The sequence below is a fragment of the Stutzerimonas kunmingensis genome (assembly GCF_002929225.1).
In the GTDB taxonomy this organism is placed as follows: domain Bacteria; phylum Pseudomonadota; class Gammaproteobacteria; order Pseudomonadales; family Pseudomonadaceae; genus Stutzerimonas.
The window spans coordinates 627122-650368 of record NZ_PISM01000018.1; the positions used below are offsets into that span (position 1 = coordinate 627122).

A 23247-nucleotide genomic window follows, 5' to 3' on the forward strand; every position below is an offset into this window, starting at 1 on the left:
CTTTGACCACCATCGTTTCAGTACGCCGCAACGGCAAAGTCGTCATGGGCGGCGACGGCCAGGTTTCCCTGGGCAACACCGTCATGAAAGGCAACGCCAAGAAGGTCCGCCGCCTCTATCACGGCCAGGTTCTGGCGGGCTTCGCCGGCGCGACCGCCGACGCCTTCACCCTCTTCGAACGCTTCGAAGGGCAGCTGGAGAAACATCAGGGTCACCTGGTCCGCGCCGCCGTCGAGCTGGCCAAGGACTGGCGTACCGACCGTTCCCTGAGTCGCCTGGAAGCCATGCTGGCGGTGGCCAACAAGGACGCCTCGCTGATCATCACCGGCAATGGCGACGTGGTGCAGCCCGAGGACGACCTGATCGCCATGGGTTCGGGCGGCGGTTTCGCCCAGGCCGCGGCCAAGGCGCTGCTGCTCAAGGCCGGCGCCGACATGTCGGCCCAGGAAATCGCCGAGACGGCGCTGAACATCGCCGGCAGCATCTGCGTATTCACCAATCAGAATCTGACCATAGAGGAGCTGGACAGCGCGATCTGACAGGTCGATGAAAACCTAGCTGCGTTGCCTCGCCAAGGTTTTTCAAGCCGCCTGTTGTACCCCGCCCAGCCTTCCGGAGTAACGAAACAATGTCCATGACGCCCCGCGAGATCGTCCACGAACTCAACCGCCATATCATCGGCCAGGACGACGCCAAGCGTGCCGTCGCCATCGCCCTGCGCAATCGCTGGCGGCGCATGCAGCTGCCGGCCGAGCTGCGCCAGGAAGTCACCCCGAAGAACATCCTGATGATCGGCCCGACCGGCGTCGGCAAGACCGAGATCGCCCGCCGCCTGGCCAAGCTCGCCAATGCGCCCTTCCTGAAAGTGGAAGCGACCAAGTTCACCGAGGTCGGCTATGTCGGCCGCGACGTCGAGTCGATCATCCGCGACCTGGCCGATGCAGCCTTGAAAATGCTGCGTGAGCAGGAGGTGCACAAGATGCGCCACCGCGCCGAGGACGCCGCCGAGGAACGCATTCTCGACGCCCTGCTGCCGCCGGCACGTCCGGTGGGCTTCTCCGAGGAGCCAATGCAGCCGAGCGATTCCAACACCCGCCAGCTGTTCCGCAAGCGCCTGCGCGAAGGCCAGCTGGATGACAAGGAAATCGACATCGAGGTCGCCGAAAGCCCGGCCGGCGTGGAAATCATGGCACCGCCCGGCATGGAGGAGATGACCAACCAGCTGCAGAACCTCTTCGCCAACATGGGCAAGGGCAAGAAGAAGAGCCGCAAGCTGAAGATCAAGGAAGCCTTCAAGCTGATCCGCGACGAAGAAGCCGCGCGCCTGGTCAACGAAGAAGACCTCAAGGCCCGCGCCCTGGAAGCGGTCGAGCAGCACGGCATCGTCTTCATCGACGAGATCGATAAGGTCGCCAAGCGCGGCAACACCAGCGGCGCCGATGTCTCCCGCGAGGGCGTGCAGCGCGACCTGCTGCCGCTGATCGAAGGCTGCACGGTCAACACAAAACTCGGCATGGTCAAGACCGACCACATCCTCTTCATCGCCTCCGGCGCCTTCCACCTGTCCAAGCCCAGCGACCTGGTGCCGGAACTGCAGGGTCGCCTGCCGATCCGTGTCGAGCTCAAGGCGCTGTCACCGGAAGACTTCGAGCGCATCCTCACCGAGCCGCACGCGGCGCTCACCGAGCAGTACCGCGAGCTGCTGAAGACCGAAGGCCTGCACGTCGAATTCCTCGAAGATGGCATCAAACGCATCGCCGAGATCGCCTGGCAGGTCAACGAAAAGACCGAGAACATCGGTGCGCGTCGCCTGCACACGCTGCTCGAGCGCCTGCTGGAGGAGGTTTCCTTCAGCGCTGCCGATATCGCCGCCAAGCAGGACGGCGAGGCGATCCGCATCGACGCTGCCTACGTCAACGAGCATCTCGGCGAGCTGGCGCAGGACGAAGACCTGTCGCGCTACATCCTCTAACCTTCGCGGCCGTGGCAATCGCCACGGCCGGTTCTTCCGGAGCGTTGCATGCGCATCCCTACCGCAATCAAGCTGCACAAGGCGTCGAAAACCCTGGAGCTGGAATATGGCAGCGACGAGCGCCATGTGCTGTCTGCCGAATTCCTGCGCGTGCATTCACCCTCGGCCGAGGTGCAGGGCCACGGTAATCCGGTGCTGCAGACCGGCAAGCTGAACGTAGGCCTGGAGCAGATCGAACCGGCCGGCCAGTACGCGCTGAAGCTGGCCTTCAGCGACGGCCATGACAGCGGCCTGTTCACCTGGGATTACCTGGAGCGCCTGGCGCTGAACCAGCAGACGTTGTGGGAGGACTATCTCGCGGCGCTGGCGGCCGCCGGCAAGTCGCGCGACCCAAATGAATCAGTCGTCAAGCTGATGTTGTGAGGGCGAAGCCGTAGGGTGGATCACGCTTCACCGATCCACCGGGTGACGATCCACCGGGTGACGATCCACCGGGTGGCGGCCCACCGATTAGAGCCGCGGTGGATGTAAAAAGCGACACTCACCCTACGCCCGGCACCTTATCGAGGCGCCCGCCAGGCTGACCGCCAGCTTAGGCCAGCGCCTTGTCCAGTGCCCGCTCGATCTGCCCCTGAATGCTGCTACCCATGGCCGAGAGCAGCAGGCCGAGGTTGAGCAGGACCTTGACGCTGTCCTCGTAGACTTCGATACGCCCATCCGCGCCGCTGCGCTTGACTGCCAGCACATCGCCCTGCCACTGACAGCTCACACCGAACTCGCGAGCCAGGCGCGCAGCCAGTTCGTCGGCCTTCTCGCGTGCGGCCTCGCGGCCAAGATTGTGGGTACGTTCGACAATGATCTGGGCCATGAGGACTCCTGGCTGCGCCCGAAAAGGCGCGCACTATAGCAAAGCGGCGCCGTCGATCGCCTGGCCGCCCCGCCTGCTCATGCCAGTGAACTCTCTGTCCCACCGGCCTGTCGCCGCCAGCGCCATCCTGCGACATGTCGCCGCTAGCCCTTTTGCCCGCGACCGCCAGCTCGACGCTTATCAGCCGCCTATTTAGGTTTAGAATGCCGGGCACATTCTTTCCGGCGAAAGTGACATGACCGACCCTCGCAAAGCGCATGACGCAGAACCGACCACCCATTTCGGCTACAAGAACGTGCCGGAAAGCCAGAAGGCGCAGAAGGTGGCCGAGGTGTTCCACTCCGTGGCCGCCAAGTACGACCTGATGAACGACCTGATGTCCGGTGGCGTGCATCGCCTGTGGAAGCGCTTCACCATCGAGCTGTCCGGCGCCCGCCACGGCAATCGCATCCTGGACATCGCCGGCGGCACCGGTGACCTGACCCGCCAGTTCTCGCGCATCGTCGGCCCCACCGGCGAGGTGGTGCTGGCCGACATCAATGCTTCGATGCTCAAGGTCGGCCGCGACAAGCTGCTGGACAAGGGCGTGGCCGGCAACGTCAGGTTCGTTCAGGCCGATGCCGAGAAGCTGCCCTTCCCGGACAATCACTTCGACGTGGTCACCATCGCCTTCGGCCTGCGCAACGTGACGCACAAGGAAGACGCAATCGCGTCGATGCTGCGCGTGCTCAAGCCGGGCGGCCGCCTGCTGGTACTGGAATTCTCCAAGCCGACCAACCAGCTGTTTTCCAAGGCCTACGACGCCTACTCGTTCAGCCTGCTGCCGATGATGGGCAAGCTGATCACCAACGACGCCGAGAGCTATCGCTACCTGGCCGAGTCGATCCGCATGCACCCGGATCAGGAAACGCTCAAAGGCATGATGGAGACCGCCGGTTTCGAGCGCGTCAGCTATCACAACATGACCGGCGGCATCGTCGCCCTGCACCGCGGCATCAAACCCTGATGTTGCGCGCTGCCCTGCTGGCCGGTGCCGAGCGTGGCATCAATCGCGTCCTGCGCCTGGACCCCACGGCATTGCCGCGACTGGCACGCCTGAGCGGCCGGATCATCGAGATCGACTGCACGGCGCCGGCCTGGCGGCTGTTCATCCTTGCCGACGACGAAGGCCTGCGCCTGGCCAGCAACTGGGGCGCGGATGCCGATTGCCGCCTGCGCGCGCCTGCGAGCAGCCTCTTGCGCCTGGCCGTCAGCCGCAACAAGACCGCCGTGCTGCATGGCCCCGAGGTCGAGATCGACGGCGACAGTGGGCTGCTGATGAACCTCGCTGAGGCGCTGCAGGATCTGGAGCTGGACTGGGAATACGAAATTTCCCGCTGGCTCGGCCCGGTCGGCGCACAACTGCTCGGCTCCAGCCTGCGCAGCCCAGTGGACTGGGTACGCGACAGCGCCGACTCGCTGCGTCAGGACCTTGCCGACTACCTCAGCGAGGAATCGCGGATGCTGGTCGGCCAAGCCGAAGCCCAGGCGCGTTTCGACGAGCTGGATGACATGAAACTTGCCCTCGACCGACTCGAAGCCCGCATCGAGCGCCTCGCCCTCAACCTGAATCCAGATCACCCCGAATGAAGCTGTTCGCCGCCGCACGCCGCCTGTTTCGCATCCTGCTGGTGGTGATCCGCTACCGCCTCGATGACATCATCCTCGACCTGCCGATGCCCTGGTGGTTGCGCGCCACCAGCTACCTGCTGCCCTGGCGCTGGATTCCGCGACGCCACAGCGAGCTGTCGCGCGGCGCACGCCTGCGTCTGGCACTGGAGGGCCTGGGGCCGATCTTCATCAAGTTCGGGCAGATCCTCTCCACCCGCCGTGACCTGCTGCCGCCGGATATCGCCGAAGAGCTGGCGATGCTGCAGGACCGCGTGCCGCCCTTCGATTCAGCCGTCGCCACGGCACTCATCGAGCGCCAGCTGGGCGCTCCGGTAGGGGAAATCTTCGCCCGTTTCGACAGCAGACCGCTGGCCTCCGCATCGGTGGCGCAGGTGCACGCGGCCAAGCTGCGTTCCGGCGAGGAAGTGGTGGTCAAGGTGGTGCGCCCGAACCTCCGGCCAATCATCAGCCAGGATCTGGCCTGGCTGTTCATGCTGGCCAACAGCGCCGAGCGCATTTCCATCGACGCGCGCCGCCTGCACCTGGTGGAAGTGGTCGACGACTACGCCAAGACCATCTACGACGAGCTCGACCTGCTGCGCGAAGCGGCCAACGCCAGCCAGCTCAAGCGCAACTTCGAGGGCTCGGCGCTGCTTTACGTGCCGCAGGTGTACTGGGACTACTGCCGCCCGCAGGTGCTGGTGATGGAACGCATCTACGGCGTACCGGTGACCGACATGGCTGGGCTGGCGCGACAGAACACCGACATGCGCCAGCTGGCCGAGCGCGGGGTGGAGATTTTCTTCACCCAGGTGTTCCGCGACAGCTTCTTCCACGCCGACATGCACCCCGGCAACATCTTCGTCAGCACCCACCAGCCCTGGAGCCCGCAGTACATCGCGGTGGACTTCGGCATCGTCGGCAGCCTGACGCCCGAGGACCAGGATTATCTGGCGCGCAACCTGATGGCCTTCTTCAAGCGCGACTACCGCAAGGTCGCGCAGCTGCACATCGATTCGGGCTGGGTGCCGGCGGAAACCAAGGTCAACGAATTCGAGGCCGCGATCCGCACCGTCTGCGAGCCAATCTTCGAGAAGCCGCTGAAGGACATCTCCTTCGGCCAGCTGCTGGTGCGCCTGTTCCAGGTGGCGCGACGCTTCAACATGGAGGTGCAGCCACAGCTGGTATTGCTGCAGAAGACCCTGCTCAACATCGAAGGTCTCGGCCGTGAGCTGTACCCGGATCTCGACCTCTGGAGCACCGGCCAGCCATACCTCGAGCGCTGGATGCGCGAGCGCATGAGCCCCAAGCAGCTGATCAAGAACGTGCACGCGCAGATTGAACAACTGCCGCACCTGGCCAACATGACCCGCGAGCTGCTCGAGCGCATGGCGCACCCGCACGCGAACAACCCACCGCCGCCCTGGCGCGAGCGTCACCACGGCTGGCCGCTGCGTCTGATCGGCGCCGTACTGCTCGGCAGCGGCGCGACCCTGGCGGCCAGCGCCGACAGCCTGACCGCCGTAACCGCCTGGCCGGCGTGGGTGATGCTGGTAGCCGGCACCTTCATCGTGGTGCGCCGATAGCCATCCCTGGTGCAGGCTGGCACACTTGGCCCATTGAGCGGAGAATCCGATGAACTGGCTGGACGAAATCAACTGGAACGCCGACGGTCTGGTGCCGGCGATCGCCCAGGACCACAAGACCGGCCGCGTGCTGATGATGGCCTGGATGAATCGCGAAGCCCTGACGCTGACTGCGCAGGAAAACCGCGCCATCTACTGGTCGCGTTCGCGTAACCGGCTTTGGCGCAAGGGCGAGGAGTCCGGACATGTGCAGCAGCTGCACGAGCTGCGCCTGGACTGTGACGCCGACGTGATCATCCTGATGGTCGAGCAGATCGGCGGCATCGCCTGTCACACCGGTCGGGAAAGCTGCTTCTACCGCGTTTTCGAAAACGGCGCCTGGAAGGTCGTCGAGCCGGTCCTCAAGGACCCGCACGCCATCTATGCGGAGCACAAGCATGAGTGACACCCTGACCCGTCTGGCCGAGGTGCTGGAAGCCCGCAAAGGCGCGGCGCCGGACAGCTCCTACGTTGCCAGCCTGTACCACAAGGGCCTGAACAAGATTCTTGAGAAGGTCGGCGAGGAATCGGTGGAAACCATTCTCGCCGCCAAGGACGCCGCCGTCAGTGGCGACTCCAGCGACCTGATCTACGAAACCGCTGACCTCTGGTTCCACAGCTTGGTCATGCTCGCCGCGCTCGGCCAGCACCCCCAGGCCGTGCTGGATGAACTGGATCGACGCTTCGGTCTCTCCGGACACGCGGAAAAAGCCGCGCGTCCGCAAACCTGATTCACATCGGAGATATCACCATGGGTTTTGGCGGCATCAGCATCTGGCAACTCCTGATCATTCTGCTCATCGTCATCATGTTGTTCGGCACCAAGCGCCTCAAGGGCCTGGGCTCCGACCTCGGTGATGCGATCAAGGGCTTCCGCAAATCCATGGGCACCGACGAGGAAAAGCCCGGCGTCGAAGACAAGCAGAACCAGACCATTGACGCGCAGGCGCGCAAGGTCGAAGAACCGACCAAGAAAGACCAGTGATAACGTTCCATGCGGCCGAGCGGCGACCTTCGCTGCCCGGCCGCTCTCCCTATTGATGTGAGCACGTCCTGATGTTCGATATCGGTTTCACCGAACTGCTACTGGTCGGCCTGGTGGCATTGATGGTGCTCGGGCCGGAACGCCTGCCCGGTGCGGTTCGCACCACGGGACTGTGGGTTGGCCGGCTGAAACGCAGCTTCAGCAACATCAAGGCCGAGGTGGAGCGCGAGATCGGTGCCGACGAGATCCGTCGGCAGCTGCATAACGAGCGCATCCTCGACCTGGAGCGGGAAATGAAGCAAAGCATCATGCCACCGACTTCGACCACCAGCTCGAGCACCACCACGCCACCGCCGACCGAAAACACGGCGAGCGAAACTGTGGACAGTACCGGCGCCGCCGTTACGCCCAGCCCCAGCCCGGAAGTGCCGCCAGCTGCACCTGTTGCTGAACCTGCACCTACCCCTCGCCCCGACAGATCGCCAGAACCATGAGCCAGTCTTCCATCGATGATCAGGAAATGCCCCTGATCGCTCATCTGACCGAACTGCGCAAGCGCCTGCTGCGCTGCGTCGTGGCCATCGGCGTGTTGTTCGGCGGGCTGTTCTACTTCTCCCAGCAGATCTACGCGCTGGTCGCCGCACCGCTGCGCGCCTATCTACCGGAAGGCGCGACGATGATCGCCACCGGCGTCGCCTCGCCCTTCCTGACACCGTTCAAGCTGACCTTGATGGTCGCGCTGTTCCTGTCGATGCCGATCATCCTGTACCAGATATGGGGCTTCATCGCCCCAGGCCTGTACAAGCACGAAAAGCGCATCGCCGTGCCGCTGCTGGTGTCGAGCATTTTCCTGTTCTACGCCGGCATGGCCTTCGCCTATTTCGTCGTGTTCCCGATCATGTTCGGCTTCTTCGCCAGCGTGACGCCGGAAGGCGTGGCGATGATGACGGACATCGGCCAGTACCTGGACTTCGTGCTCACGCTGTTCTTCGCCTTCGGCGTGGCATTCGAGATTCCAGTGGCGACCTTCCTGCTGATCTGGGTAGGCATGGTCGACGTCGCCACCCTGCGCAAGAGCCGACCCTATGTGGTCGTCGGCTGCTTTGCCGTCGGCATGGTGCTGACGCCACCGGACGTGTTCTCTCAGTCTTTGCTGGCGATACCGATGTGGCTGTTGTTCGAAGCCGGGGTGATCTGCGGCAGCATGATCAAGACGCGTGAAGCGCAGTTCCGTGGCGATGCCGAGGAAGAGCCTGCAGAAACCGGCGACCAGCCCCCCGCGCCGCGTCCGTGAACCTGCTGCTGCTCGACACGGCCGACTTCGTCGCCGCCGACCGCATACTGTTGCGTGATCGCCGCCTGACCCATCTGCAGCAGGTCCATCGTGCCGAGGCGGGCGAGCAGCTCAGGGTCGGCCGGGTGGGCGGCGGCATGGGCAGCGGACAGCTCCTGCGCCTGGATGCCCACGAGGCAGAGCTGCAGGTCAGCTTCGACCAACCACCGCCGGCGAAGCTGCCGGTGACCCTGCTACTGGCGCTTCCACGACCTAAGATGCTGCGCCGCGTGCTGCAGACCGTGGCCGCCATGGGCGTGCCGCGGCTGGTATTGCTCAACAGCTATCGCGTCGAGAAAAGCTTCTGGCAAACGCCATTCCTCGAGCCCGCCGCCATCCACGAGCAGCTGATCCTCGGCCTGGAACAGGCGCGTGACACCGTCCTGCCGGAGGTCATTATCGAGAAGCGCTTCAAGCCCTTCGTCGAGGATCGCCTGCCTCAGCTTGCCGCAGACACCCTGGGGCTGGTCGGCCATCCCGGCGATTTTCCCCATTGCCCCCGTGCCGTAACGCAGCCTGTCACCCTGGCGATCGGCCCGGAAGGCGGCTGGATTCCCTACGAGGTGGACAAACTGGCCGCGGCCGGTCTGCAGCCGGTCCAGCTGGGCGAGCGCATCCTGCGCGTGGAAACGGCGGTCAGCGCCCTGCTTGCCCGGCTGTTCTGAGCCTGAACGGCTGACGCACTACCTTCGCCGCTCGCCGCCCGGCCGATGCGCCCCGATGAACGTAACGCACCCACCCGGTGCAAGGGAGTCACAGATAAGGACTGCTCACGCTTCAGCGCGTCTGCGCTGCGGCCTCGACACTCCAACGAATCCCTAAAAGAGCCGTTCTTGCCATGCGACCATTGACCATCGACATGCACCGTCTGGAGTACGCTCTGGATGGACGCGACAGCGCCGAGTACTACCTGGACCTTGAAAGCGGTGCCATCCGCGCCGTTTTTCCCCGCGAGCCAGCCCCCGGTGTCATGGAGAAATACGACGTACAGCAGGATCGCTATCTGCACATCGAACCGCTGGAGCTCGGGCAATCCATGGCGATGCGTGAGGCCTTCCTCTTCACCCAACACGACCCGATCGCCCACGCGGTGCTGAGCAGTGCGCTGAACGGCCGCAAGCCGCTGCGCACCTTCGACTTCAAGCTGGAGGATTTCCCTGCGGTGAGAGAGGCCTGGCTGGACTACCAGACCGTGCAGCTGCGCGAGTACGCGATCACCTGGCTGCGCGAGAACGACCTGGAACCGGTCCGGCACTGATTCACGCGCGTCAGCTTTCGAGGAGAAAGGTCACCGGACCGTCGTTGACCAGATGCACCTGCATCTCGGCGCCGAAACGCCCGCAGGCCACCTGTGGATGCTGCTGGCGCGCCTGGGCCAGCAGGTAGTCGTAGAGCGCTTCGCCGTGCGCTGGTGGCGCGGCGCTGGAGAAACTCGGCCGCAGCCCGCTGCGGGTGTCGGCCGCCAGGGTGAACTGCGATACCAGCAGCAGACCACCGTCGATATCCTTCAGCGAGCGATTCATCTTGCCCTGCTCGTCGCTGAAGACGCGGTAGTTGAGCAGCTTGTGCAACAGCTTGTCGGCGCGGGCATGATCGTCCTCGCGCTCGACGCCCACCAATACCAGCAGCCCCTGATCGATGGCACCGACCACCTCGCCTGCGACCTCGACCCGTGCCTGACGGACACGCTGGATCAATGCTTTCATCGCTGGGCGGCTCCGTCAGGCGTCTGTCGGAGGCAGATCGAGCAAGCGGTGGGCGATCTCACCGGTCGCCCGAATCAGCGCATCGGTAATGCCTAGCTCCGCCGCCGAATGCCCGGCGTCGCGAATGATCTGCAACTCGCTGTTCGGCCACGCCTGATGCAGCGCCCAGGCATTGTCCAGCGGGCAGATGGCATCGTAACGGCCGTGCACGATAATGCCCGGCAGGTGGGCGATCTTCGGCATGTCGCGCAAGAGCTGATCCGGCTCGAGAAAGGCCTGATTGACGAAGTAGTGGCATTCGATCCGCGCCATCGACAGCGCCCGGTGCGCATCGGCAAACCGCTCGACCACGTTGTGATTCGGCCGCAGCGTGGCGGTGCGACCTTCCCAGCAGGACCACGCCTTGGCGGCGTGCATTTGGGCGATCTGGTCGTTGCCGGTGAGACGGCGGTAGAACGCTTGCATCAGATCGTCGCGTTCCTCCAGCGGAATCGGCGAGAGGAAGTCCTGCCAGTAGTCCGGGAAGAGCCGGCTGGCGCCTTCCTGATAGAACCAGGCGAGGTCCTGCGGACGGCAGAGGAAGATGCCTCGCAGGATCAGCGCATGCACATGCTCGGGATAGCGCTGGGCGTAGGCCAGGGAGAGCGTCGAGCCCCAGGAACCACCAAACAGCACCCACTTGTCGATGCCCAGATGCTCGCGGATGCGCTGCATGTCGGCGATCAGATGTGCGGTGGTGTTGTTCTCCAGGCTGGCATGGGGCGTCGAGCGTCCGCAGCCACGCTGATCGAAGGTGATGATGCGGTACAGGGTCGGATCAAAGAAGCGGCGGCTGAGGGCATCGCAGCCGCCGCCGGGACCACCATGGACGAACAATACGGGCAGACCATCCGGCGACCCACTCTCGTCGACATAGAGCACATGCGGTTCTTCCACCGCCAGCTCGTGTCGGGCGTAGGGTTTGATCTCCGGATACAAGGTCTGCATGGCACACTCCTGATCTGCGGCGGGCCGGCTGGCCCCCATGACGTTAGCGGCATCATAACGAGGTTCACGGAGTTGAGCATGTCAGCATGGAAAATAGCGGCACTGGCGCTATTAATGACTCTGGCCGGCTGCGGCCGGGACGACCCGGAAGCAGCGCTGCAGCAGGCCGCCGAGCAGTTGCAGACGACCCTGGAGAACAAGCAGGTCGGCGACCTGATGGAACTGCTGCACGCAGATTTCCAGGCGCAGCGGCAGTACGATCAGGAATGGGCGCGGCGCACGGCAACACTGATGTTCCTGCGCCATCGCAATGTCCGGGTAATCGCCCTCAGCCAGCGCAGCTGGGTCGATCCGACCTATCCCGATCGCGGCCATACCGAGGCACAGGTGACGCTCGCCGGCGCCGAATCACTCCTGCCGCAGCAGGCGGGGCATTATCAGGTCAGACTCGAGTGGCGCCAGGACCGAGGCGAATGGCAGCTGGCGCGTCTGGAATGGGACTGAGCAGGCCAAACGATTACTGGCGCCAGATCAGTTCGCTGGTGTCGTAACCGCGCCGTTCGGCCTCGGAGAGCAGGCGATCGCGGGTCGCCTGGTCGACCTCGGTGTCCCGCGCATGCAGCCAGAGATACTTGCGATCCGGGCTGCCGACCAGCGCAGTGCTATAGCCCTCGTCCAGATAGAGCACCCAGTAGTGGCCCTTGGTCAGACCGGGAAAGAGCCGGCTGAACCAGTTGTCGAAGCGCACCCACAGCCGATCGGTAATACCGGCTTCCTGCGGCACCGCTTCGCCTTTGGCTTCCTGCCAGTCGCCGTCTTCTGTTTCGCAACGGTTGGTCACCGCCACGCTGCCATCGGCCTGCAACTGGTAATTCGCTTCGGAGCGTATGCAATTGCGCTGAAAGAACATCGGCAAGCGCGCCAGCTCGTACCAGGTCCCCTGATAGCGTTGAAGGTCGACCTCGCCGACCGTTTCAGGGGGCTGTTCGCGCCCGCCTCCTGCGCAGCCGCTCAACAGCATCAGGCACAGCAGGGCAACGACACTCGCACGCATGGGATATCTCCTGAGTTACATCAGCAGTTATTTCAGCCCCTTGCCGGAAAACATCATCACCTTGTCGCCGGCGAACTGGACGCTGATGAAGCGATTCTTCTCTCCCCAGGTGCAGCTCGACATCCCCAGCGCCCCGGCGCATTCGGAGGGTTTGCCGAGCAACTGCTCGACTTCCACCCGTTCCATGCCGGGCTTGAGCTTGGCGAAGTTTTCCTGGGTGATCGGACTGCAGGCAGCCAGCAGGACGACGCAGGCAATCAGCAATGGGGTACGTAATGGCATATCGAGCTCCTTGCTTGTTCTAAGGTTCAATGCCCCGCGGAAGCGGTGCCGCGGAGCGTTGGCCGGAAATGGCATCCGCGCTCAGAAGGACGAGCCCGGCTGTTCCAGAAATAGTCGCTCGGCGTCACTGGACTCGCGGCCGAGAATTGCATTGCGATGCGGGAAGCGACCGAAGCGGGAGATCACCTCGCGGTGGCGCTCGGCATAGTCGAGAAAGCCGACGAACAGCGGTTGTTCAGCCTCGTCGGCGATGTCGCGCAAGGCAGTGAACTGCGCGACGGCCAGATCCTGGGTTGCCAGGTTCTCCGCGTGCTCCAGCACCAGGTAGATGAACACGCGCTGGATCGGCGCCAACAGCATGTCGCCGCCGTGGGCCAGGCCATCGCGAACCAGGTACTGGGCGCGCTCGTCGCCGGCGAAAGCCTTCGGCGTGTTGCGATGGATCATGCGCGGCAGCTGATCGAGCAGCAGCACCAGTGCGAGCCAGCCCTCGGGCAATTCGGCCCAGTCCTGCAGCTCGCCGTTCAGAGCCTGTTCGACCAGTGCGCCGAAGCGCTGGCGCGCCTCGTCGTCCTGTTCTGCGCGATAGCCAAACCAGAGTCGCTGCTTTTCAGCCGCGATCTCGCTGGCGCTGGTGCCCTGGCCGAACCACCAGTGGAGCAAGTCCTGCCAGGGCGCCTGCATCGGTCAGCCCTGGTGGTAGCCGGTGACGCGCTCGACTTCTTCCTTCGAACCGAGGAACACCGGCACGCGCTGGTGCAGGGACTCCGGCTGAATTTCCAGGATGCGCTGCGTACCGTTGGTGGCGGCGCCGCCGGCCTGCTCGACGATCATCGCCATCGGGTTGGCCTCGTACATCAGGCGCAGCTTGCCGGCCATGGAAGGGTCGCGGTTGTCACGCGGGTACATGAACAGGCCGCCGCGGGTGAGGATGCGATGCACGTCGGCCACCATCGAGGCGATCCAGCGCATGTTGTAGTTCTTGCCCAGCGGGCCGTCCTTGCCGGCCAGCAGCTCGCCGACATAGCGCTGCACCGGCTCTTCCCAGTGGCGCTGGTTGGACATGTTGATGGCGAATTCGGCGGTGCTCTGCGGAACGCTGAGGTTCTCGTGGGTAAGCACGAAGCTGCCCAGCTCACGATCCAGGGTGAAGCCCATCACGCCGTGGCCGAGAGTCAGAATCAACATGGTCTGCGGGCCGTAGATGGCGTAGCCGGCGGCAACCTGCTTGGTCCCCGGCTGCAGGAAGGCTTCCTCGCCGAGTGCGTCATTCTGACTGAAACAGGCATCCGGGCAGCGCAGCACGGAGAAGATGGTGCCGACCGAGACGTTGACGTCGATATTGCTCGAGCCGTCCAGCGGATCGAAGACCAGCAGATAGGCACCCTTCGGGTACTTGCCGGGAATCTGGTAGGCGTTGTCCATTTCCTCGGACGCCATGCCGGCCAGGTGGCCGCCCCACTCGTTTGCCTCCAGCAGGATTTCGTTGGAGAGCACGTCGAGCTTCTTCTGCACTTCGCCCTGGATGTTCTCGCTGTCGGCGCTACCCAGTACGCCACCGAGGGCGCCCTTGGATACCGCGTGGCTGATTTCCTTGCACGCTCGTGCCACGACCTCGATGAGAAAGCGCAGATCAGCAGGCGTGTTGTTACTGCGAGTCTGCTCGATGAGGTAGCGACTGAGGGTTACGCGTGACATGGAAATGACTCCGGAGGAAGGATAAACCCGCGCAGTTTAGCAGGCCGTAGGAAAACTAACTCCCCTCAGACAGGTCCGCCCCCTGCAGAGTTCAGCGAAGCGGCGGCCAGATTGCCAGCACGGTCGGCAACCCTCGCCATTTGCGGCTGCGCGCCGGCGGATGCCTCCCGGCGCGCCGGCCATCACAGCACTTTCCAGATCTCCCGGGCGTACTCGCGAATGGTGCGGTCCGACGAAAACCAGCCGGTGCGGGCGGTGTTCAGCACGGAGGAACGCCACCAGCGTGCCGGATCACGCCAGCACTCCTCGACATCCAGCTGCGCCTGCCAGTAAGCCTCGAAATCGGCGCAGACCATGAAGGTGTCGTGCCAGCTGATGCCATCCACCAGTCCGGTGTAGCGGCCCGGATCACCCGGCGAGAAGGCACCGCCACGAATCGCCGAGAGCACTTCGCTGAGCCGCGGCGACGCGCCGATGATGGCTTCGGCGTTGTACTCGTTGGCCTGCTTGCGCACATTCACCTGTTGCGCGGTGAGGCCGAAGATGAACATGTGCTCAAGGCCGATCTGCTCGCTCATCTCCACGTTGGCGCCGTCCAGGGTGCCGATGGTCAGCGCCCCGTTGAGGGCGAATTTCATGTTGCTGGTACCCGAAGCCTCCAGGCCGGCGGTGGAAATCTGCTCCGACAGGTCCGCCGCCGGGATGATGTCCTCGGCCAGACTGACGTTGTAGTTGGGTAGGAACACCACCTTGAGCAGGCCGCGCACGGTGGGGTCGGCATTGATGGTATTGGCGATGTCGTTGGTCAGCTTGATGATCAGCTTGGCCTGGTGATAGCTCGCCGCCGCCTTGCCGGCGAAGATCTTCACCCGCGGCACCCAGTTGCCGCCCGGATCGGAGCGAATCGCCTGGTACAACGCGACGGTGTGCAGCAGGTTGAGCAACTGGCGCTTGTACTCGTGGATGCGTTTGACGTGGACGTCGAATAGCGCGGCCGGGTCGACGCTGATGCCCAGCCGCTCCTGGATCACATTAGCCAGATGACGCTTGTTGGCCAGCCGCTGTTCGGCGAAGCGCTGGCGGAACGCGGCCTGTTCGGCAAAGGGTTCGAGCTCGCGCAGGCGGGTTTCCGGCTCATCGAGCACTTCCTCGCCGACATGCTCCACCAGCAACTGGGTCAGCTGCGGATTGGCCTGGTAGAGCCAGCGGCGGAAGGTAATACCGTTGGTCTTGCTGTTGATCCGCTGCGGGTAAAGGCTGTGCAGATCGGTGAACACGGTATTGCGCATCAGCTGGGTGTGCAGCCCGGATACGCCATTGGTGCTGTGCGAACCGAGGAAGGCCAGATTGCCCATGCGCACCCGGCGACCGTGATCTTCCTCGATCAGCGATACCGAGCGCAGCAGCTCGGCATCGTGGACGCCGCGCTCGCGCAGCTGGTCGAGATGGTAGGCGTTGATCAGGTAGATGATCTGCATGTGCCGCGGCAGCAGGCGCTCCATCAGGCCCACCGGCCAGGTTTCCAGCGCTTCGGGCAGCAGCGTGTGGTTGGTGTAGGACAGCGTGGCCGTCGTCAGCCGCCAGGCGTGCTGCCACCCGTAGCTGTGCACGTCGACCAGCAGGCGCATCAGCTCGGCCACGGCAATCGCCGGATGGGTGTCGTTGAGCTGGATGGCGGTGTACTCGGGCAGGCTGTCCAGCGAACCGCGCTGCTTGATGTGGCGACGCAGCAGGTCCTGCAGCGAGGCGGCGACGAAGAAATACTCTTGGCGCAGGCGCAACTCCTGCCCGGCCTCGGTGCTATCGGCCGGATAGAGCACCCGTGAAATGCTTTCGGCGCGGGCCTCTTCGGCCGCTGCACCGATATGGTCACCGGCGTTGAAGCGCGCCAGATGGAAATCCGCCTCGGGTCGCGCACGCCAGAGGCGCAGCGTGTTCACCCCGGCGCCGCGCCAACCGACGATGGGGGTGTCATAGGCGATCGCCCGTACCCCTTCGGCCCAGTGCCAGAAGTGCTGGACCTCGCCTTTCTCGTTGGTGGCCGCCGTGACGCTGCCGCCGAAGCCGATCAGATACTTCACCTCGGAGCGCTCGAACTCCCAGGGGTTGCCGAAATCCAGCCAGGTCTCGGTCTGCTCGTGTTGCCAGCCATCGACGATGGCCTGGCGGAACAGGCCGTGGTCATAACGGATGCCGTAACCATGGGAGACCACGCCGAGGGTCGCCATGCTCTCCATGAAGCAGGCCGCGAGCCGGCCGAGGCCGCCATTGCCGAGCGCCGCGTCAGGCTCCAGCAGGCGGATGCGTTCGATATCCACGTCGAGCCCGGCGAGCGCTTCACGCGCCACGTCGAACAGGCCGAGGTTGCTCAGGCTGTCGACCAGCAGGCGGCCGATGAGAAACTCCAGAGAGAGGTAATAAACCCGCTTCTGCCCGCTGGTGTAAGCCTCGCGCGTGCAATCCATCCAGCGGTCGATGGTGCTGTCGCGAGTAGCCAAGGCTACCGCATGGAACCAGTCGTAATCGGAGGCGTTCTCCGGATCCTTGCCAACCGAGTAGGTGAGCTTGCGCAACACTCGCTCACGGAAAGCGGCAATTTCTTCAGCGGTGGCAATGGCTGTTTCCTGCGTCATGGACAGACCTCGGTTAGCGAAGACACACAAGAGGGACTCGCGGCAGCCATGCCCGTTCACCTCCATTCGACATTCCAGAAAAAGCGTTGCAGGTTTCCTTTACATCTGCGCTACCGCCCGTCCGGTCGCCGCCGTCGGAAGACGCTGGCAATCGCCGCGCGACTCGTTATGATCCGCGCGCCCGAACGCACCGAAGACTGCCCGTGAAGACAAGATTGATCGCCTCCGCCGACCCGGAACGCCTGGAAACCTGGGTGCGCTACAGCGCCGGCCTGTGCCGCGACTGCCATGCGACCTGCTGCACCCTGCCGGTGGAGGTACGCATCGACGACCTGATCCGGCTGGACCTGGTCGATGCCTTCGAGCGCGACGAGCCGGCGAAGAACATCGCCAAGCGCCTGAGCAAGGCGGGCATCGTCGAGCACTTCAATCACAAGCACGAGATCTTCACGCTGACCCGCCTGACCAATGGCGACTGTCTCTATCTGGACCGCAAGACGCGGCTTTGCACGGTCTATGCCAAGCGCCCGGACACCTGCCGCAACCACCCGCGTATCGGCCCGCGCCCAGGTTATTGCGCCTACCGAAGCAAAACCGCCGGCTGACGCGGCGCACCATCGGATATCGCCGCTGCACCCTCCAGCACCGATGCGGAACACCGCAGACAGCAGCGCGGCGTGCCCGGATTCGTCGCCACGGATAGCCTGAACGGACTGGCCAAAGCGTGACTCAGGAGTCATGCTTGGCGTCTGTCTGTATCTTCGTAACGTTTAGGAACCTCCCCGGCATGAGCCGCGATAGCCGCTACCTGGAAGCCATCCTCCATCACGACATTCCGCTGACCCGCTCGCTCGGGCTGCGCGTCGAGCAGTGGGAAAACCACGAGTTGCGCCTGCAGGTACCGCTGCAGCCGAACATCAACCACAAGAGCAGTATGTTCGGCGGCAGTCTGTATTGCGCTTCGGTGCTCGCAGGCTGGGGCTGGCTGCATCTGCGGCTGCGCGAGGCGGGCATCGAGGATGGGCACATCGTCATCCACGAAGGGCAGATCGAGTACCCGCTGCCGGTGGTCGACGATGCAATCGCCATCTGTTCAGCGCCGAGCCCCGAGGCCTGGGAGCGCTTCGAATCGATCTATCGTCGCCGTGGCCGTTCGCGGCTGGAGCTGAAAAGCCGCATCCTGGCGGCCGACGGCCGTGACGCGGTGCGCTTCACCGGGCAGTTCGTGCTGCACAAATAAGCGAAGGATTACATTGCACGCGTCTGCGGCGGCTTGCTCAGTCGGCGCAATGCCCGCTCCAGGCAGGCGCGCCGGGATTACTCGCGATTGGCCAGTTCGATCAGCCAGTCGCGCCAGCCGACGCCTCTGGGCAGGGCCAGGAAAGATGGGTTCAGATAGCTTTCCCGCGCGTCATAGCGCAGCGCCGCACCACTGACATCCAGCACCTCGCCACCGGCACCTTCCAGCACCCCCTGCGCGGCAGCGGTATCCCACTGCGAGGTCGGCGCCAGGCGCGGGTAGCAGTCCGCAGCACCTTCGGCCAGCAGGCAGAATTTCAGCGAACTGCCGACATTCGCCAGCGCCAGCTCACCGAAACGTTCGCCCAGACGACTCAACAGCTGCTCCTGCGCCGGACTGCTGTGGCGCCGGCTGGCGACCACGGTAAACGCTTGCTCCGGTTGCTGGCGCACGCGCAGCGGCTGAGTCGCGCCGGACACTTCGCTGCGCCAGGCGCCGAAATCCTCGCCACCGTAGTAACAGCGTCCGGATGCCGGAATGCCGACCACGCCGAAGCGCACCTTGCCTGCCTCGATCAGCGCGACGTTGACCGTGAACTCCTCGCTGCCGGCGATGAATTCCTTAGTGCCATCCAGCGGGTCAACCAGCCACCAGCGCGTCCAGCCGGCGCGCTCGCTCAGCGGCACCTCGCAATCCTCCTCGGACAGCACCGGGATGGCGCTATCCAGCGCCATCAGGCCGTCCAGCAACACCTGATGCGCCGCCATATCGGCGACGGTCACCGGCGATTCGTCGGTCTTGGTCTGGACATCCAGCTCGCTGCGCCAGTGCGGCAGGATCGCCTCGCCCGCCTGACGCACCAGATCGATGACCGACGACAGATAGGGATGACTCATTGGCCGAACTCTCCGCGCTGGGTCAACAGATCCTTGGCCAGGTACAACGCGGCCAATGCGCGCCCCTCGCTGAACTGCGGATGCTGCACCAGACTGGACAGTTCGTGCAGGTTGACCTTGTCGAGCCGCATCGGCTCCGGCTCGTCGCCGGGCAGCTGCTCCGGATACAGATCGCGCGCCAGCACCACCTGAATCTTCTGGCTCATGTAACCGGGCGACAACGACAGCTCGGTGAGCAGCTCCAGGCGGCGCGCGCCGAAGCCGGCCTCCTCCTTGAGTTCGCGGTTGGCCGCTTCGAGTACGTCTTCACCCGGCTCGATCAGGCCCTTGGGCAGCGACAGCTCATAGGTGTCGGTGCCGCCGCAATATTCCTCGACCAGCAGTGCATTCTCCGCATCGGCCAGCGCCACGATCATTACCGCGCCGTAACCGCTGCCCTTGCCAACCAGGCGTTCATAGGTGCGCTCGACACCATTGGAAAAACGCAGCTGCAGCTCCTCGACACGGAACAGTCGGCTGCTAGCGACGATCTCACGGGCTAGCACGGTGGGTTTCTGGCGCATGGGAAACTCCTGGAAACGCGAGCGGCTATCATAACCCGGCTTTTTGCGCTGGCCGTGAGTGCTTTGCGACCAGCTGACCGACGCCGTCCCGTCCATACACCGCTGACGCGAGCCCGCACATGACCGCCAACCTGCCCTGGTCCGACATCGATACCGTCCTGCTCGACATGGACGGCACGCTGCTGGACCTCCATTTCGACAATCATTTCTGGCTCGAACTGCTGCCGCAACGCTACGCCGAGCTGCACGGCATAAGCCGCGCCATGGCCGAGCTGGAACTGGCACCACTGTTCAACGAGCACGTCGGCAAACTCACCTGGTATTGCCTGGACTACTGGACCCGCGAACTCAACCTGCCGATCCGCGACATGAAACGCGAGATCGCCGAGCTGATCGCCCTTCGACCAAATGCCGACGAATTTCTCGCCGCGTTGCGCCATACCGGCAAGCGCGTGGTGCTGATCACCAATGCGCACCGCGACTCGTTGTCGCTGAAGCTGGAGAAGATCGAACTGGCGCCCTGGTTCGACCGCCTGATCAGCTCCCACGACTACGGCTATCCGAAGGAGGAGCCGCAATTCTGGCACGCACTGCGCCAGGATCTGGAGTTCGAGCCCGCACGCGCCCTGTTCATCGACGATAGCCTGCCGATCCTGCGCAGTGCGCAGCGCTTCGGCATTGTGCATCTGCTGGCGGTGCGCGAGCCGGACAGTCGCCGCGCACCGAAGGACACCGAGGAATTCGCCGCGGTTGACGATTACCTCGACCTGATCCGCAGCCTGCACGGCGGTCCAGCGTGACGGCTGGCGCTGCCTTCGGCAGCCGGAAGCTTTACACTACGCAACAGTTGCCGTCGGCGGGAACCGGCTCAGGACGAGCCCGGGCCGGCACGCATCGAAACAGCGCAGCGGTGCGCAGCACATGCCCTGCCGCTCGTAGTTCGCCCACGGATGATCGATAGGAAGCAACATGGCAGCAGTAGGCGCCGAATTCTGGCCCCATAGTCACAGCGAGATGAGCGAGCGAATCCGCCGGCATGACTGGGGTGCGACTGCGCTCGGAACTCCTGACGCCTGGCCGGCTTCGCTACGGCTGCTGCTGGACACCATTCTCGAAGCGCCCCTGCCGATGTGCATCCTCTGGGGCGACCAGGCGCTGCAGTTGTACAACGACGCCCACGCCGCACTGATCGGCGATCGCCACCCGGCCGAACTCGGCCAGCCCGCTTGCCACCGCTGGGGCGCGACCTGGGCACTGCTGGAGCCGGCCTGCGACACTGCCCGGCGCGGTGAGCCACGAGTGCTGCGCAATCAGCAACTGGTCATCGAACGCGATGGCGCTCCGGTGGAAGCCTGGTTCGACCTCGCCCTGAGCCCCATTCGCAACGCCTCGCACGGCATCGGCGGCCTGCTGCTGTGCCTCAGCGAAACCAGCGAACGCGTGCGCACCGAAACCCGCCTGTCGCAGACCGCCCTGCACTACAAACTCAGCGCGGAGGTGCACCGCGCCAGCGAACAGCGCCTGCAACTGGCGCTCGAGGCCAGCGATCTGATCGGCATCTGGGACTGGGCCATCCAGGCCAGCGAGATTCCGGCGGGGGCTGAGCTTTCCCGCATCCTGCCGGTGGCCCAGTCCGGGCCGAACGGCCTGAGCAGCGAAGCCTTTTTCGATCATGTCCATCCCGACGACGTGCCACGCCTGCGCACTGCGCTGGAGCGCTGCATCGTCGAGCGCGGTACGCTCGACGAGCGCTACAGGCTGCGCAGCGACGATGGCGTCACCCGTTGGGCGCTGGCGCGCGGGCGCTGCCATTGCGACGAGCAGGGCTGGCCACAGCGCTTCCCCGGCGCAGTGATGAACATCACCGGACAGCAGGCCAGCGAAGATGCCCTGCGCCAGAGCGAAGCCGAGTTGAAGATGGTCACCGACGCTCTGCCGGTGCTCATCGGCTACGTCGACGCCGAGGAACGTTTTCGCTTCAACAATCGCTACTACTCCGACTGGTTCGGCCATTCGACCGAATGGCTGCTGGGCAAGACCGCCCGCGAAGTGCTCGGTGAACGCGGCTATGCCGAGCGCCAGGCAAGCATCCGTGACGCCCTCGCCGGCCGCGACGTGACCTTCGAGGCCCATAGCCCGCACCGTGACGGCCAGCCCCGACGCATGCTGGTGCACTACCTGCCGCGCCGCGACGGCCAGGGCAACGTGCTCGGCTTCTTCGTCATGGCACTGGATGTCACCGAGCGCTGGCGCGCCGAACAGGCGCTGCGCGAACTCAACGAGACGCTGGAAAGCCGTATTCAGGAGCGCACCCAGGCACTGGCGGAAGTCTACGAACGCCTGCTCAAGGAAATGGCCAGCCGCGAGCAGGCACAGGAAGCGCTGCGTCAGGCGCAGAAGATGGAAGCAGTCGGCCAGCTGACCGGCGGCATCGCCCACGACTTCAACAACATGCTGACCGGCATCATCGGCGGCCTGGACCTGATCCAGCGCTACATCCAGTCCGGCCGCCACGGCGAAACCCAGCGCTTCATCGATGCCGCGGTCACCTCGGCCAATCGCGCCGCGGCCCTGACCCACCGCCTGCTCGCCTTCGCCCGGCGCCAGCCGCTGAATCTCAAGCGCGTCGAGCTGAACCAGCTGATCGAGTCGATGCACGACCTGCTCAGCCGCACGCTGGGCAGCCACATCCACATCCGCAATCAGTTGCAGCAAGGTCTGTGGCCGGTTTCCAGCGACGAAAACCAGCTGGAAAGCGCGCTGCTCAACCTGGTCATCAACGCCCGCGACGCCATGGCTGGCGGCGGCACCCTGCTGCTGGAAACTCGCAATGTCGAACTGTACAGGCAAGGCGATGTGGGCGACCTGGCCGCCGGGCGCTACGTCATCCTCTGCCTGACAGACAGTGGCTGCGGCATGAGCCCCAAGGTGCTGGCCAGCGTCTTCGAACCGTTCTTCACCACCAAACCCATCGGCCAGGGCACCGGGCTCGGACTTTCCATGGTCTACGGCTTCACCCGGCAGGCCGGCGGCCATATCCAGATCGCCAGCGAACCGGGCGAAGGCACCCAGGTCAGCCTGTACCTTCCCGTATTCGAGGACCAAGGCGTCAGCGTCGCGCCAGCCGGCGAAGACGACGGCCCGCTTCAGGCCCAGCAAGGTGAAACCGTGCTGGTGGTCGAGGATGATCCGGCGGTGCGCCTGCTGGTCATCGACGTGCTACAGATGCTCGGCTATCAGACGCTGGAAGCCGCCGACGGCAATGCGGCGATCCGCCTGCTTGAGAGCACGCCCACCATCGACATGCTGGTCACCGATGTCGGACTGCCCGGCATGAACGGCCGGCAACTGGCGGATGTCGCGCGCCAGCATCGTCCCGAGCTGCCGGTGCTGTTTATGACCGGCTATGCCAAGCAGGCCGCCAGCGCGGACTTCCTCGAACCGGGCATGGACATGATCAGCAAGCCGTTCAACCTCGATGCGCTGGCCAAGCGCGTACGCGACATGCTGGCGGATAACGACCAACGGTGAATCGTCCGCAGCCGGCTGGGGTCATAACCCTATCCACCGGCGGCGAGCATGCACTGCAGTTGCAGCGATGCAGAATGCCGGTCTCGTCAGACCTCTTGGCCTGTGCGGTGAGTGGGTTGAGGCAAGTTCGGATGTAAATGGCCGAGACAAGGCGCTGCGACGAGTCATAGCGGGTTATGGCAAGGAGCAGCAACCCAGTATCGGGGCCATGGACGCCGAAATTG

At 64.4% G+C, this 23247-nt stretch carries 28 protein-coding genes; 18 read left to right on the forward strand and 10 right to left on the reverse strand.

The window, feature by feature from the left end; all coding sequences use genetic code 11:
- Nucleotides 1–2 precede the first annotated feature (2 nt).
- From hslV to CW305_RS13545, 3 genes are all read left to right on the forward strand, one after another.
- Nucleotides 3–539: an ATP-dependent protease subunit HslV gene (gene hslV, locus CW305_RS13535; RefSeq protein WP_014821912.1), complete on the forward strand. Its 537-nt coding sequence runs from the start codon at nucleotides 3–5 to the stop codon at nucleotides 537–539.
- Between the two features lie 89 nt (nucleotides 540–628).
- Nucleotides 629–1972, forward strand: a complete 1344-nt coding sequence (hslU, locus tag CW305_RS13540; RefSeq protein WP_014821913.1) for an ATP-dependent protease ATPase subunit HslU — start codon at nucleotides 629–631, stop codon at nucleotides 1970–1972.
- A 48-nt stretch (nucleotides 1973–2020) separates the two neighbouring features.
- Nucleotides 2021–2395, forward strand: coding sequence for a gamma-butyrobetaine hydroxylase family protein (locus tag CW305_RS13545; protein WP_104098132.1), 375 nt, complete (start codon nucleotides 2021–2023; stop codon nucleotides 2393–2395).
- A 169-nt stretch (nucleotides 2396–2564) separates the two neighbouring features.
- Here CW305_RS13545 and CW305_RS13550 read toward each other — a convergent pair whose 3' ends face one another.
- Nucleotides 2565–2840 (reverse strand): polyhydroxyalkanoic acid system family protein, encoded by a 276-nt coding sequence (locus CW305_RS13550; RefSeq protein WP_014821915.1) that lies wholly within the window; start codon nucleotides 2838–2840, stop codon nucleotides 2565–2567.
- Nucleotides 2841–3075: 235 nt separating this feature from the next.
- Between CW305_RS13550 and ubiE the strand changes: the two genes are divergently transcribed.
- The 10 genes from ubiE (at nucleotide 3076) to CW305_RS13600 (ending at nucleotide 9691) form a co-directional block, all read left to right on the forward strand.
- Nucleotides 3076–3846, forward strand: coding sequence for a bifunctional demethylmenaquinone methyltransferase/2-methoxy-6-polyprenyl-1,4-benzoquinol methylase UbiE (ubiE, locus tag CW305_RS13555; protein WP_014821916.1), 771 nt, complete (start codon nucleotides 3076–3078; stop codon nucleotides 3844–3846).
- Entirely contained in the window at nucleotides 3846–4469 is a 624-nt protein-coding gene (locus CW305_RS13560) for a ubiquinone biosynthesis accessory factor UbiJ (protein WP_104098133.1), read from the forward strand. The genes ubiE and CW305_RS13560 overlap by 1 nt, the downstream gene beginning before the upstream one ends.
- Nucleotides 4466–6076, forward strand: a complete 1611-nt coding sequence (ubiB, locus tag CW305_RS13565) for a ubiquinone biosynthesis regulatory protein kinase UbiB (RefSeq protein WP_104098134.1) — start codon at nucleotides 4466–4468, stop codon at nucleotides 6074–6076. The genes CW305_RS13560 and ubiB overlap by 4 nt, the downstream gene beginning before the upstream one ends.
- 49 nt (nucleotides 6077–6125) lie before the next feature.
- On the forward strand, nucleotides 6126–6521 hold the full coding sequence (gene hisI / locus CW305_RS13570) for a phosphoribosyl-AMP cyclohydrolase (protein WP_014821918.1): 396 nt from the start codon (nucleotides 6126–6128) through the stop codon (nucleotides 6519–6521).
- A complete protein-coding gene (locus CW305_RS13575) occupies nucleotides 6514–6846 on the forward strand; it encodes a phosphoribosyl-ATP diphosphatase (protein ID WP_011911574.1) in 333 nt (110 codons plus the stop codon). Before hisI ends, CW305_RS13575 begins: the two co-directional genes overlap by 8 nt.
- Before the next feature lie 20 nt (nucleotides 6847–6866).
- Nucleotides 6867–7100 carry a twin-arginine translocase TatA/TatE family subunit gene (gene tatA, locus CW305_RS13580; protein WP_014821919.1) on the forward strand — a complete coding sequence of 78 codons (234 nt, stop codon included), beginning with the start codon at nucleotides 6867–6869 and terminating at the stop codon, nucleotides 7098–7100.
- 71 nt (nucleotides 7101–7171) lie between these two features.
- Complete coding sequence (gene tatB, locus CW305_RS13585) at nucleotides 7172–7594, forward strand: Sec-independent protein translocase protein TatB (RefSeq protein WP_104098135.1); 423 nt, start codon at nucleotides 7172–7174, stop codon at nucleotides 7592–7594.
- Nucleotides 7591–8394 carry a twin-arginine translocase subunit TatC gene (tatC, locus tag CW305_RS13590; RefSeq protein ID WP_104098136.1) on the forward strand — a complete coding sequence of 268 codons (804 nt, stop codon included), beginning with the start codon at nucleotides 7591–7593 and terminating at the stop codon, nucleotides 8392–8394. Before tatB ends, tatC begins: the two co-directional genes overlap by 4 nt.
- Nucleotides 8391–9098 (forward strand): 16S rRNA (uracil(1498)-N(3))-methyltransferase, encoded by a 708-nt coding sequence (locus CW305_RS13595; protein WP_104098137.1) that lies wholly within the window; start codon nucleotides 8391–8393, stop codon nucleotides 9096–9098. The genes tatC and CW305_RS13595 overlap by 4 nt, the downstream gene beginning before the upstream one ends.
- A gap of 173 nt (nucleotides 9099–9271) precedes the next feature.
- Entirely contained in the window at nucleotides 9272–9691 is a 420-nt protein-coding gene (locus CW305_RS13600) for a UPF0158 family protein (RefSeq protein WP_104098138.1), read from the forward strand.
- 10 nt (nucleotides 9692–9701) lie between these two features.
- On the opposite strand, the gene dtd is transcribed toward CW305_RS13600, so the two are convergent.
- Together dtd and pip are read right to left on the reverse strand one after the other, a co-directional pair.
- Nucleotides 9702–10139: a D-aminoacyl-tRNA deacylase gene (gene dtd / locus CW305_RS13605; protein ID WP_003303036.1), complete on the reverse strand. Its 438-nt coding sequence runs from the start codon at nucleotides 10137–10139 to the stop codon at nucleotides 9702–9704.
- Between the two features lie 15 nt (nucleotides 10140–10154).
- On the reverse strand, nucleotides 10155–11126 hold the full coding sequence (pip, locus tag CW305_RS13610) for a prolyl aminopeptidase (protein ID WP_014821925.1): 972 nt from the start codon (nucleotides 11124–11126) through the stop codon (nucleotides 10155–10157).
- Between the two features lie 78 nt (nucleotides 11127–11204).
- On the opposite strand from pip, the gene CW305_RS13615 reads away from it, so the two are divergent.
- The gene (locus tag CW305_RS13615) at nucleotides 11205–11630 is read left to right on the forward strand and encodes a hypothetical protein (RefSeq protein WP_041754610.1); all 426 of its coding nucleotides are present in this window, start codon (nucleotides 11205–11207) and stop codon (nucleotides 11628–11630) included.
- Between the two features lie 13 nt (nucleotides 11631–11643).
- Here the strand turns inward: CW305_RS13615 and CW305_RS13620 are convergent, their stop codons facing one another.
- The 5 genes from CW305_RS13620 to CW305_RS13640 form a co-directional block, all read right to left on the reverse strand.
- Nucleotides 11644–12180, reverse strand: coding sequence for a lipocalin family protein (locus CW305_RS13620; RefSeq protein WP_104098139.1), 537 nt, complete (start codon nucleotides 12178–12180; stop codon nucleotides 11644–11646).
- A gap of 27 nt (nucleotides 12181–12207) precedes the next feature.
- On the reverse strand, nucleotides 12208–12462 hold the full coding sequence (bamE, locus tag CW305_RS13625; protein WP_014821928.1) for an outer membrane protein assembly factor BamE domain-containing protein: 255 nt from the start codon (nucleotides 12460–12462) through the stop codon (nucleotides 12208–12210).
- An 81-nt stretch (nucleotides 12463–12543) separates the two neighbouring features.
- The gene (locus tag CW305_RS13630; protein ID WP_104098140.1) at nucleotides 12544–13146 is read right to left on the reverse strand and encodes a DUF924 family protein; all 603 of its coding nucleotides are present in this window, start codon (nucleotides 13144–13146) and stop codon (nucleotides 12544–12546) included.
- A gap of 3 nt (nucleotides 13147–13149) precedes the next feature.
- The gene (locus CW305_RS13635; RefSeq protein WP_014821930.1) at nucleotides 13150–14160 is read right to left on the reverse strand and encodes a class 1 fructose-bisphosphatase; all 1011 of its coding nucleotides are present in this window, start codon (nucleotides 14158–14160) and stop codon (nucleotides 13150–13152) included.
- A 182-nt stretch (nucleotides 14161–14342) separates the two neighbouring features.
- Nucleotides 14343–16793, reverse strand: a complete 2451-nt coding sequence (locus CW305_RS13640) for a glycogen/starch/alpha-glucan phosphorylase (protein WP_031298456.1) — start codon at nucleotides 16791–16793, stop codon at nucleotides 14343–14345.
- Nucleotides 16794–16990: 197 nt separating this feature from the next.
- Between CW305_RS13640 and CW305_RS13645 the strand changes: the two genes are divergently transcribed.
- Complete coding sequence (locus CW305_RS13645) at nucleotides 16991–17398, forward strand: YkgJ family cysteine cluster protein (RefSeq protein WP_230358060.1); 408 nt, start codon at nucleotides 16991–16993, stop codon at nucleotides 17396–17398.
- Between the two features lie 182 nt (nucleotides 17399–17580).
- On the forward strand, nucleotides 17581–18033 hold the full coding sequence (locus CW305_RS13650; RefSeq protein ID WP_003303048.1) for a thioesterase domain-containing protein: 453 nt from the start codon (nucleotides 17581–17583) through the stop codon (nucleotides 18031–18033).
- 77 nt (nucleotides 18034–18110) lie between these two features.
- On the opposite strand, the gene cysQ is transcribed toward CW305_RS13650, so the two are convergent.
- Together cysQ and nudE are read right to left on the reverse strand one after the other, a co-directional pair.
- Nucleotides 18111–18929: a 3'(2'),5'-bisphosphate nucleotidase CysQ gene (gene cysQ / locus CW305_RS13655; protein ID WP_023447070.1), complete on the reverse strand. Its 819-nt coding sequence runs from the start codon at nucleotides 18927–18929 to the stop codon at nucleotides 18111–18113.
- On the reverse strand, nucleotides 18926–19492 hold the full coding sequence (gene nudE / locus CW305_RS13660) for an ADP compounds hydrolase NudE (protein ID WP_041015291.1): 567 nt from the start codon (nucleotides 19490–19492) through the stop codon (nucleotides 18926–18928). Before nudE ends, cysQ begins: the two co-directional genes overlap by 4 nt.
- Before the next feature lie 119 nt (nucleotides 19493–19611).
- Here nudE and yrfG point away from each other — a divergent pair, with 119 nt between their 5' ends.
- Together yrfG and CW305_RS13670 are read left to right on the forward strand one after the other, a co-directional pair.
- On the forward strand, nucleotides 19612–20292 hold the full coding sequence (gene yrfG / locus CW305_RS13665) for a GMP/IMP nucleotidase (RefSeq protein WP_023447069.1): 681 nt from the start codon (nucleotides 19612–19614) through the stop codon (nucleotides 20290–20292).
- Between the two features lie 169 nt (nucleotides 20293–20461).
- Nucleotides 20462–23023: a PAS domain-containing hybrid sensor histidine kinase/response regulator gene (locus CW305_RS13670; protein WP_104098141.1), complete on the forward strand. Its 2562-nt coding sequence runs from the start codon at nucleotides 20462–20464 to the stop codon at nucleotides 23021–23023.
- The last annotated feature ends 224 nt before the right edge of the window (nucleotides 23024–23247 follow it).

Excerpts from the sequence above, each read along its gene's own strand:
- hslU (WP_014821913.1), top strand. The coding sequence starts at position 629 with ATGTCCATGACGCCCCGCGAGATCGTCCACGAACTCAACCGCCATATC.
- CW305_RS13545 (WP_104098132.1), top strand. The coding sequence starts at position 2,021 with ATGCGCATCCCTACCGCAATCAAGCTGCACAAGGCGTCGAAAACCCTG.
- CW305_RS13550 (WP_014821915.1), bottom strand. The coding sequence starts at position 2,840 with ATGGCCCAGATCATTGTCGAACGTACCCACAATCTTGGCCGCGAGGCC.
- ubiE (WP_014821916.1), top strand. The coding sequence starts at position 3,076 with ATGACCGACCCTCGCAAAGCGCATGACGCAGAACCGACCACCCATTTC.
- CW305_RS13560 (WP_104098133.1), top strand. The coding sequence starts at position 3,846 with ATGTTGCGCGCTGCCCTGCTGGCCGGTGCCGAGCGTGGCATCAATCGC.
- ubiB (WP_104098134.1), top strand. The coding sequence starts at position 4,466 with ATGAAGCTGTTCGCCGCCGCACGCCGCCTGTTTCGCATCCTGCTGGTG.
- hisI (WP_014821918.1), top strand. The coding sequence starts at position 6,126 with ATGAACTGGCTGGACGAAATCAACTGGAACGCCGACGGTCTGGTGCCG.
- CW305_RS13575 (WP_011911574.1), top strand. The coding sequence starts at position 6,514 with ATGAGTGACACCCTGACCCGTCTGGCCGAGGTGCTGGAAGCCCGCAAA.
- tatA (WP_014821919.1), top strand. The coding sequence starts at position 6,867 with ATGGGTTTTGGCGGCATCAGCATCTGGCAACTCCTGATCATTCTGCTC.
- tatB (WP_104098135.1), top strand. The coding sequence starts at position 7,172 with ATGTTCGATATCGGTTTCACCGAACTGCTACTGGTCGGCCTGGTGGCA.
- tatC (WP_104098136.1), top strand. The coding sequence starts at position 7,591 with ATGAGCCAGTCTTCCATCGATGATCAGGAAATGCCCCTGATCGCTCAT.
- CW305_RS13600 (WP_104098138.1), top strand. The coding sequence starts at position 9,272 with ATGCGACCATTGACCATCGACATGCACCGTCTGGAGTACGCTCTGGAT.
- dtd (WP_003303036.1), bottom strand. The coding sequence starts at position 10,139 with ATGAAAGCATTGATCCAGCGTGTCCGTCAGGCACGGGTCGAGGTCGCA.
- pip (WP_014821925.1), bottom strand. The coding sequence starts at position 11,126 with ATGCAGACCTTGTATCCGGAGATCAAACCCTACGCCCGACACGAGCTG.
- CW305_RS13615 (WP_041754610.1), top strand. The coding sequence starts at position 11,205 with ATGTCAGCATGGAAAATAGCGGCACTGGCGCTATTAATGACTCTGGCC.
- CW305_RS13620 (WP_104098139.1), bottom strand. The coding sequence starts at position 12,180 with ATGCGTGCGAGTGTCGTTGCCCTGCTGTGCCTGATGCTGTTGAGCGGC.
- bamE (WP_014821928.1), bottom strand. The coding sequence starts at position 12,462 with ATGCCATTACGTACCCCATTGCTGATTGCCTGCGTCGTCCTGCTGGCT.
- CW305_RS13630 (WP_104098140.1), bottom strand. The coding sequence starts at position 13,146 with ATGCAGGCGCCCTGGCAGGACTTGCTCCACTGGTGGTTCGGCCAGGGC.
- CW305_RS13635 (WP_014821930.1), bottom strand. The coding sequence starts at position 14,160 with ATGTCACGCGTAACCCTCAGTCGCTACCTCATCGAGCAGACTCGCAGT.
- CW305_RS13640 (WP_031298456.1), bottom strand. The coding sequence starts at position 16,793 with ATGACGCAGGAAACAGCCATTGCCACCGCTGAAGAAATTGCCGCTTTC.
- CW305_RS13650 (WP_003303048.1), top strand. The coding sequence starts at position 17,581 with ATGAGCCGCGATAGCCGCTACCTGGAAGCCATCCTCCATCACGACATT.
- cysQ (WP_023447070.1), bottom strand. The coding sequence starts at position 18,929 with ATGAGTCATCCCTATCTGTCGTCGGTCATCGATCTGGTGCGTCAGGCG.
- nudE (WP_041015291.1), bottom strand. The coding sequence starts at position 19,492 with ATGCGCCAGAAACCCACCGTGCTAGCCCGTGAGATCGTCGCTAGCAGC.
- yrfG (WP_023447069.1), top strand. The coding sequence starts at position 19,612 with ATGACCGCCAACCTGCCCTGGTCCGACATCGATACCGTCCTGCTCGAC.
- CW305_RS13670 (WP_104098141.1), top strand. The coding sequence starts at position 20,462 with ATGGCAGCAGTAGGCGCCGAATTCTGGCCCCATAGTCACAGCGAGATG.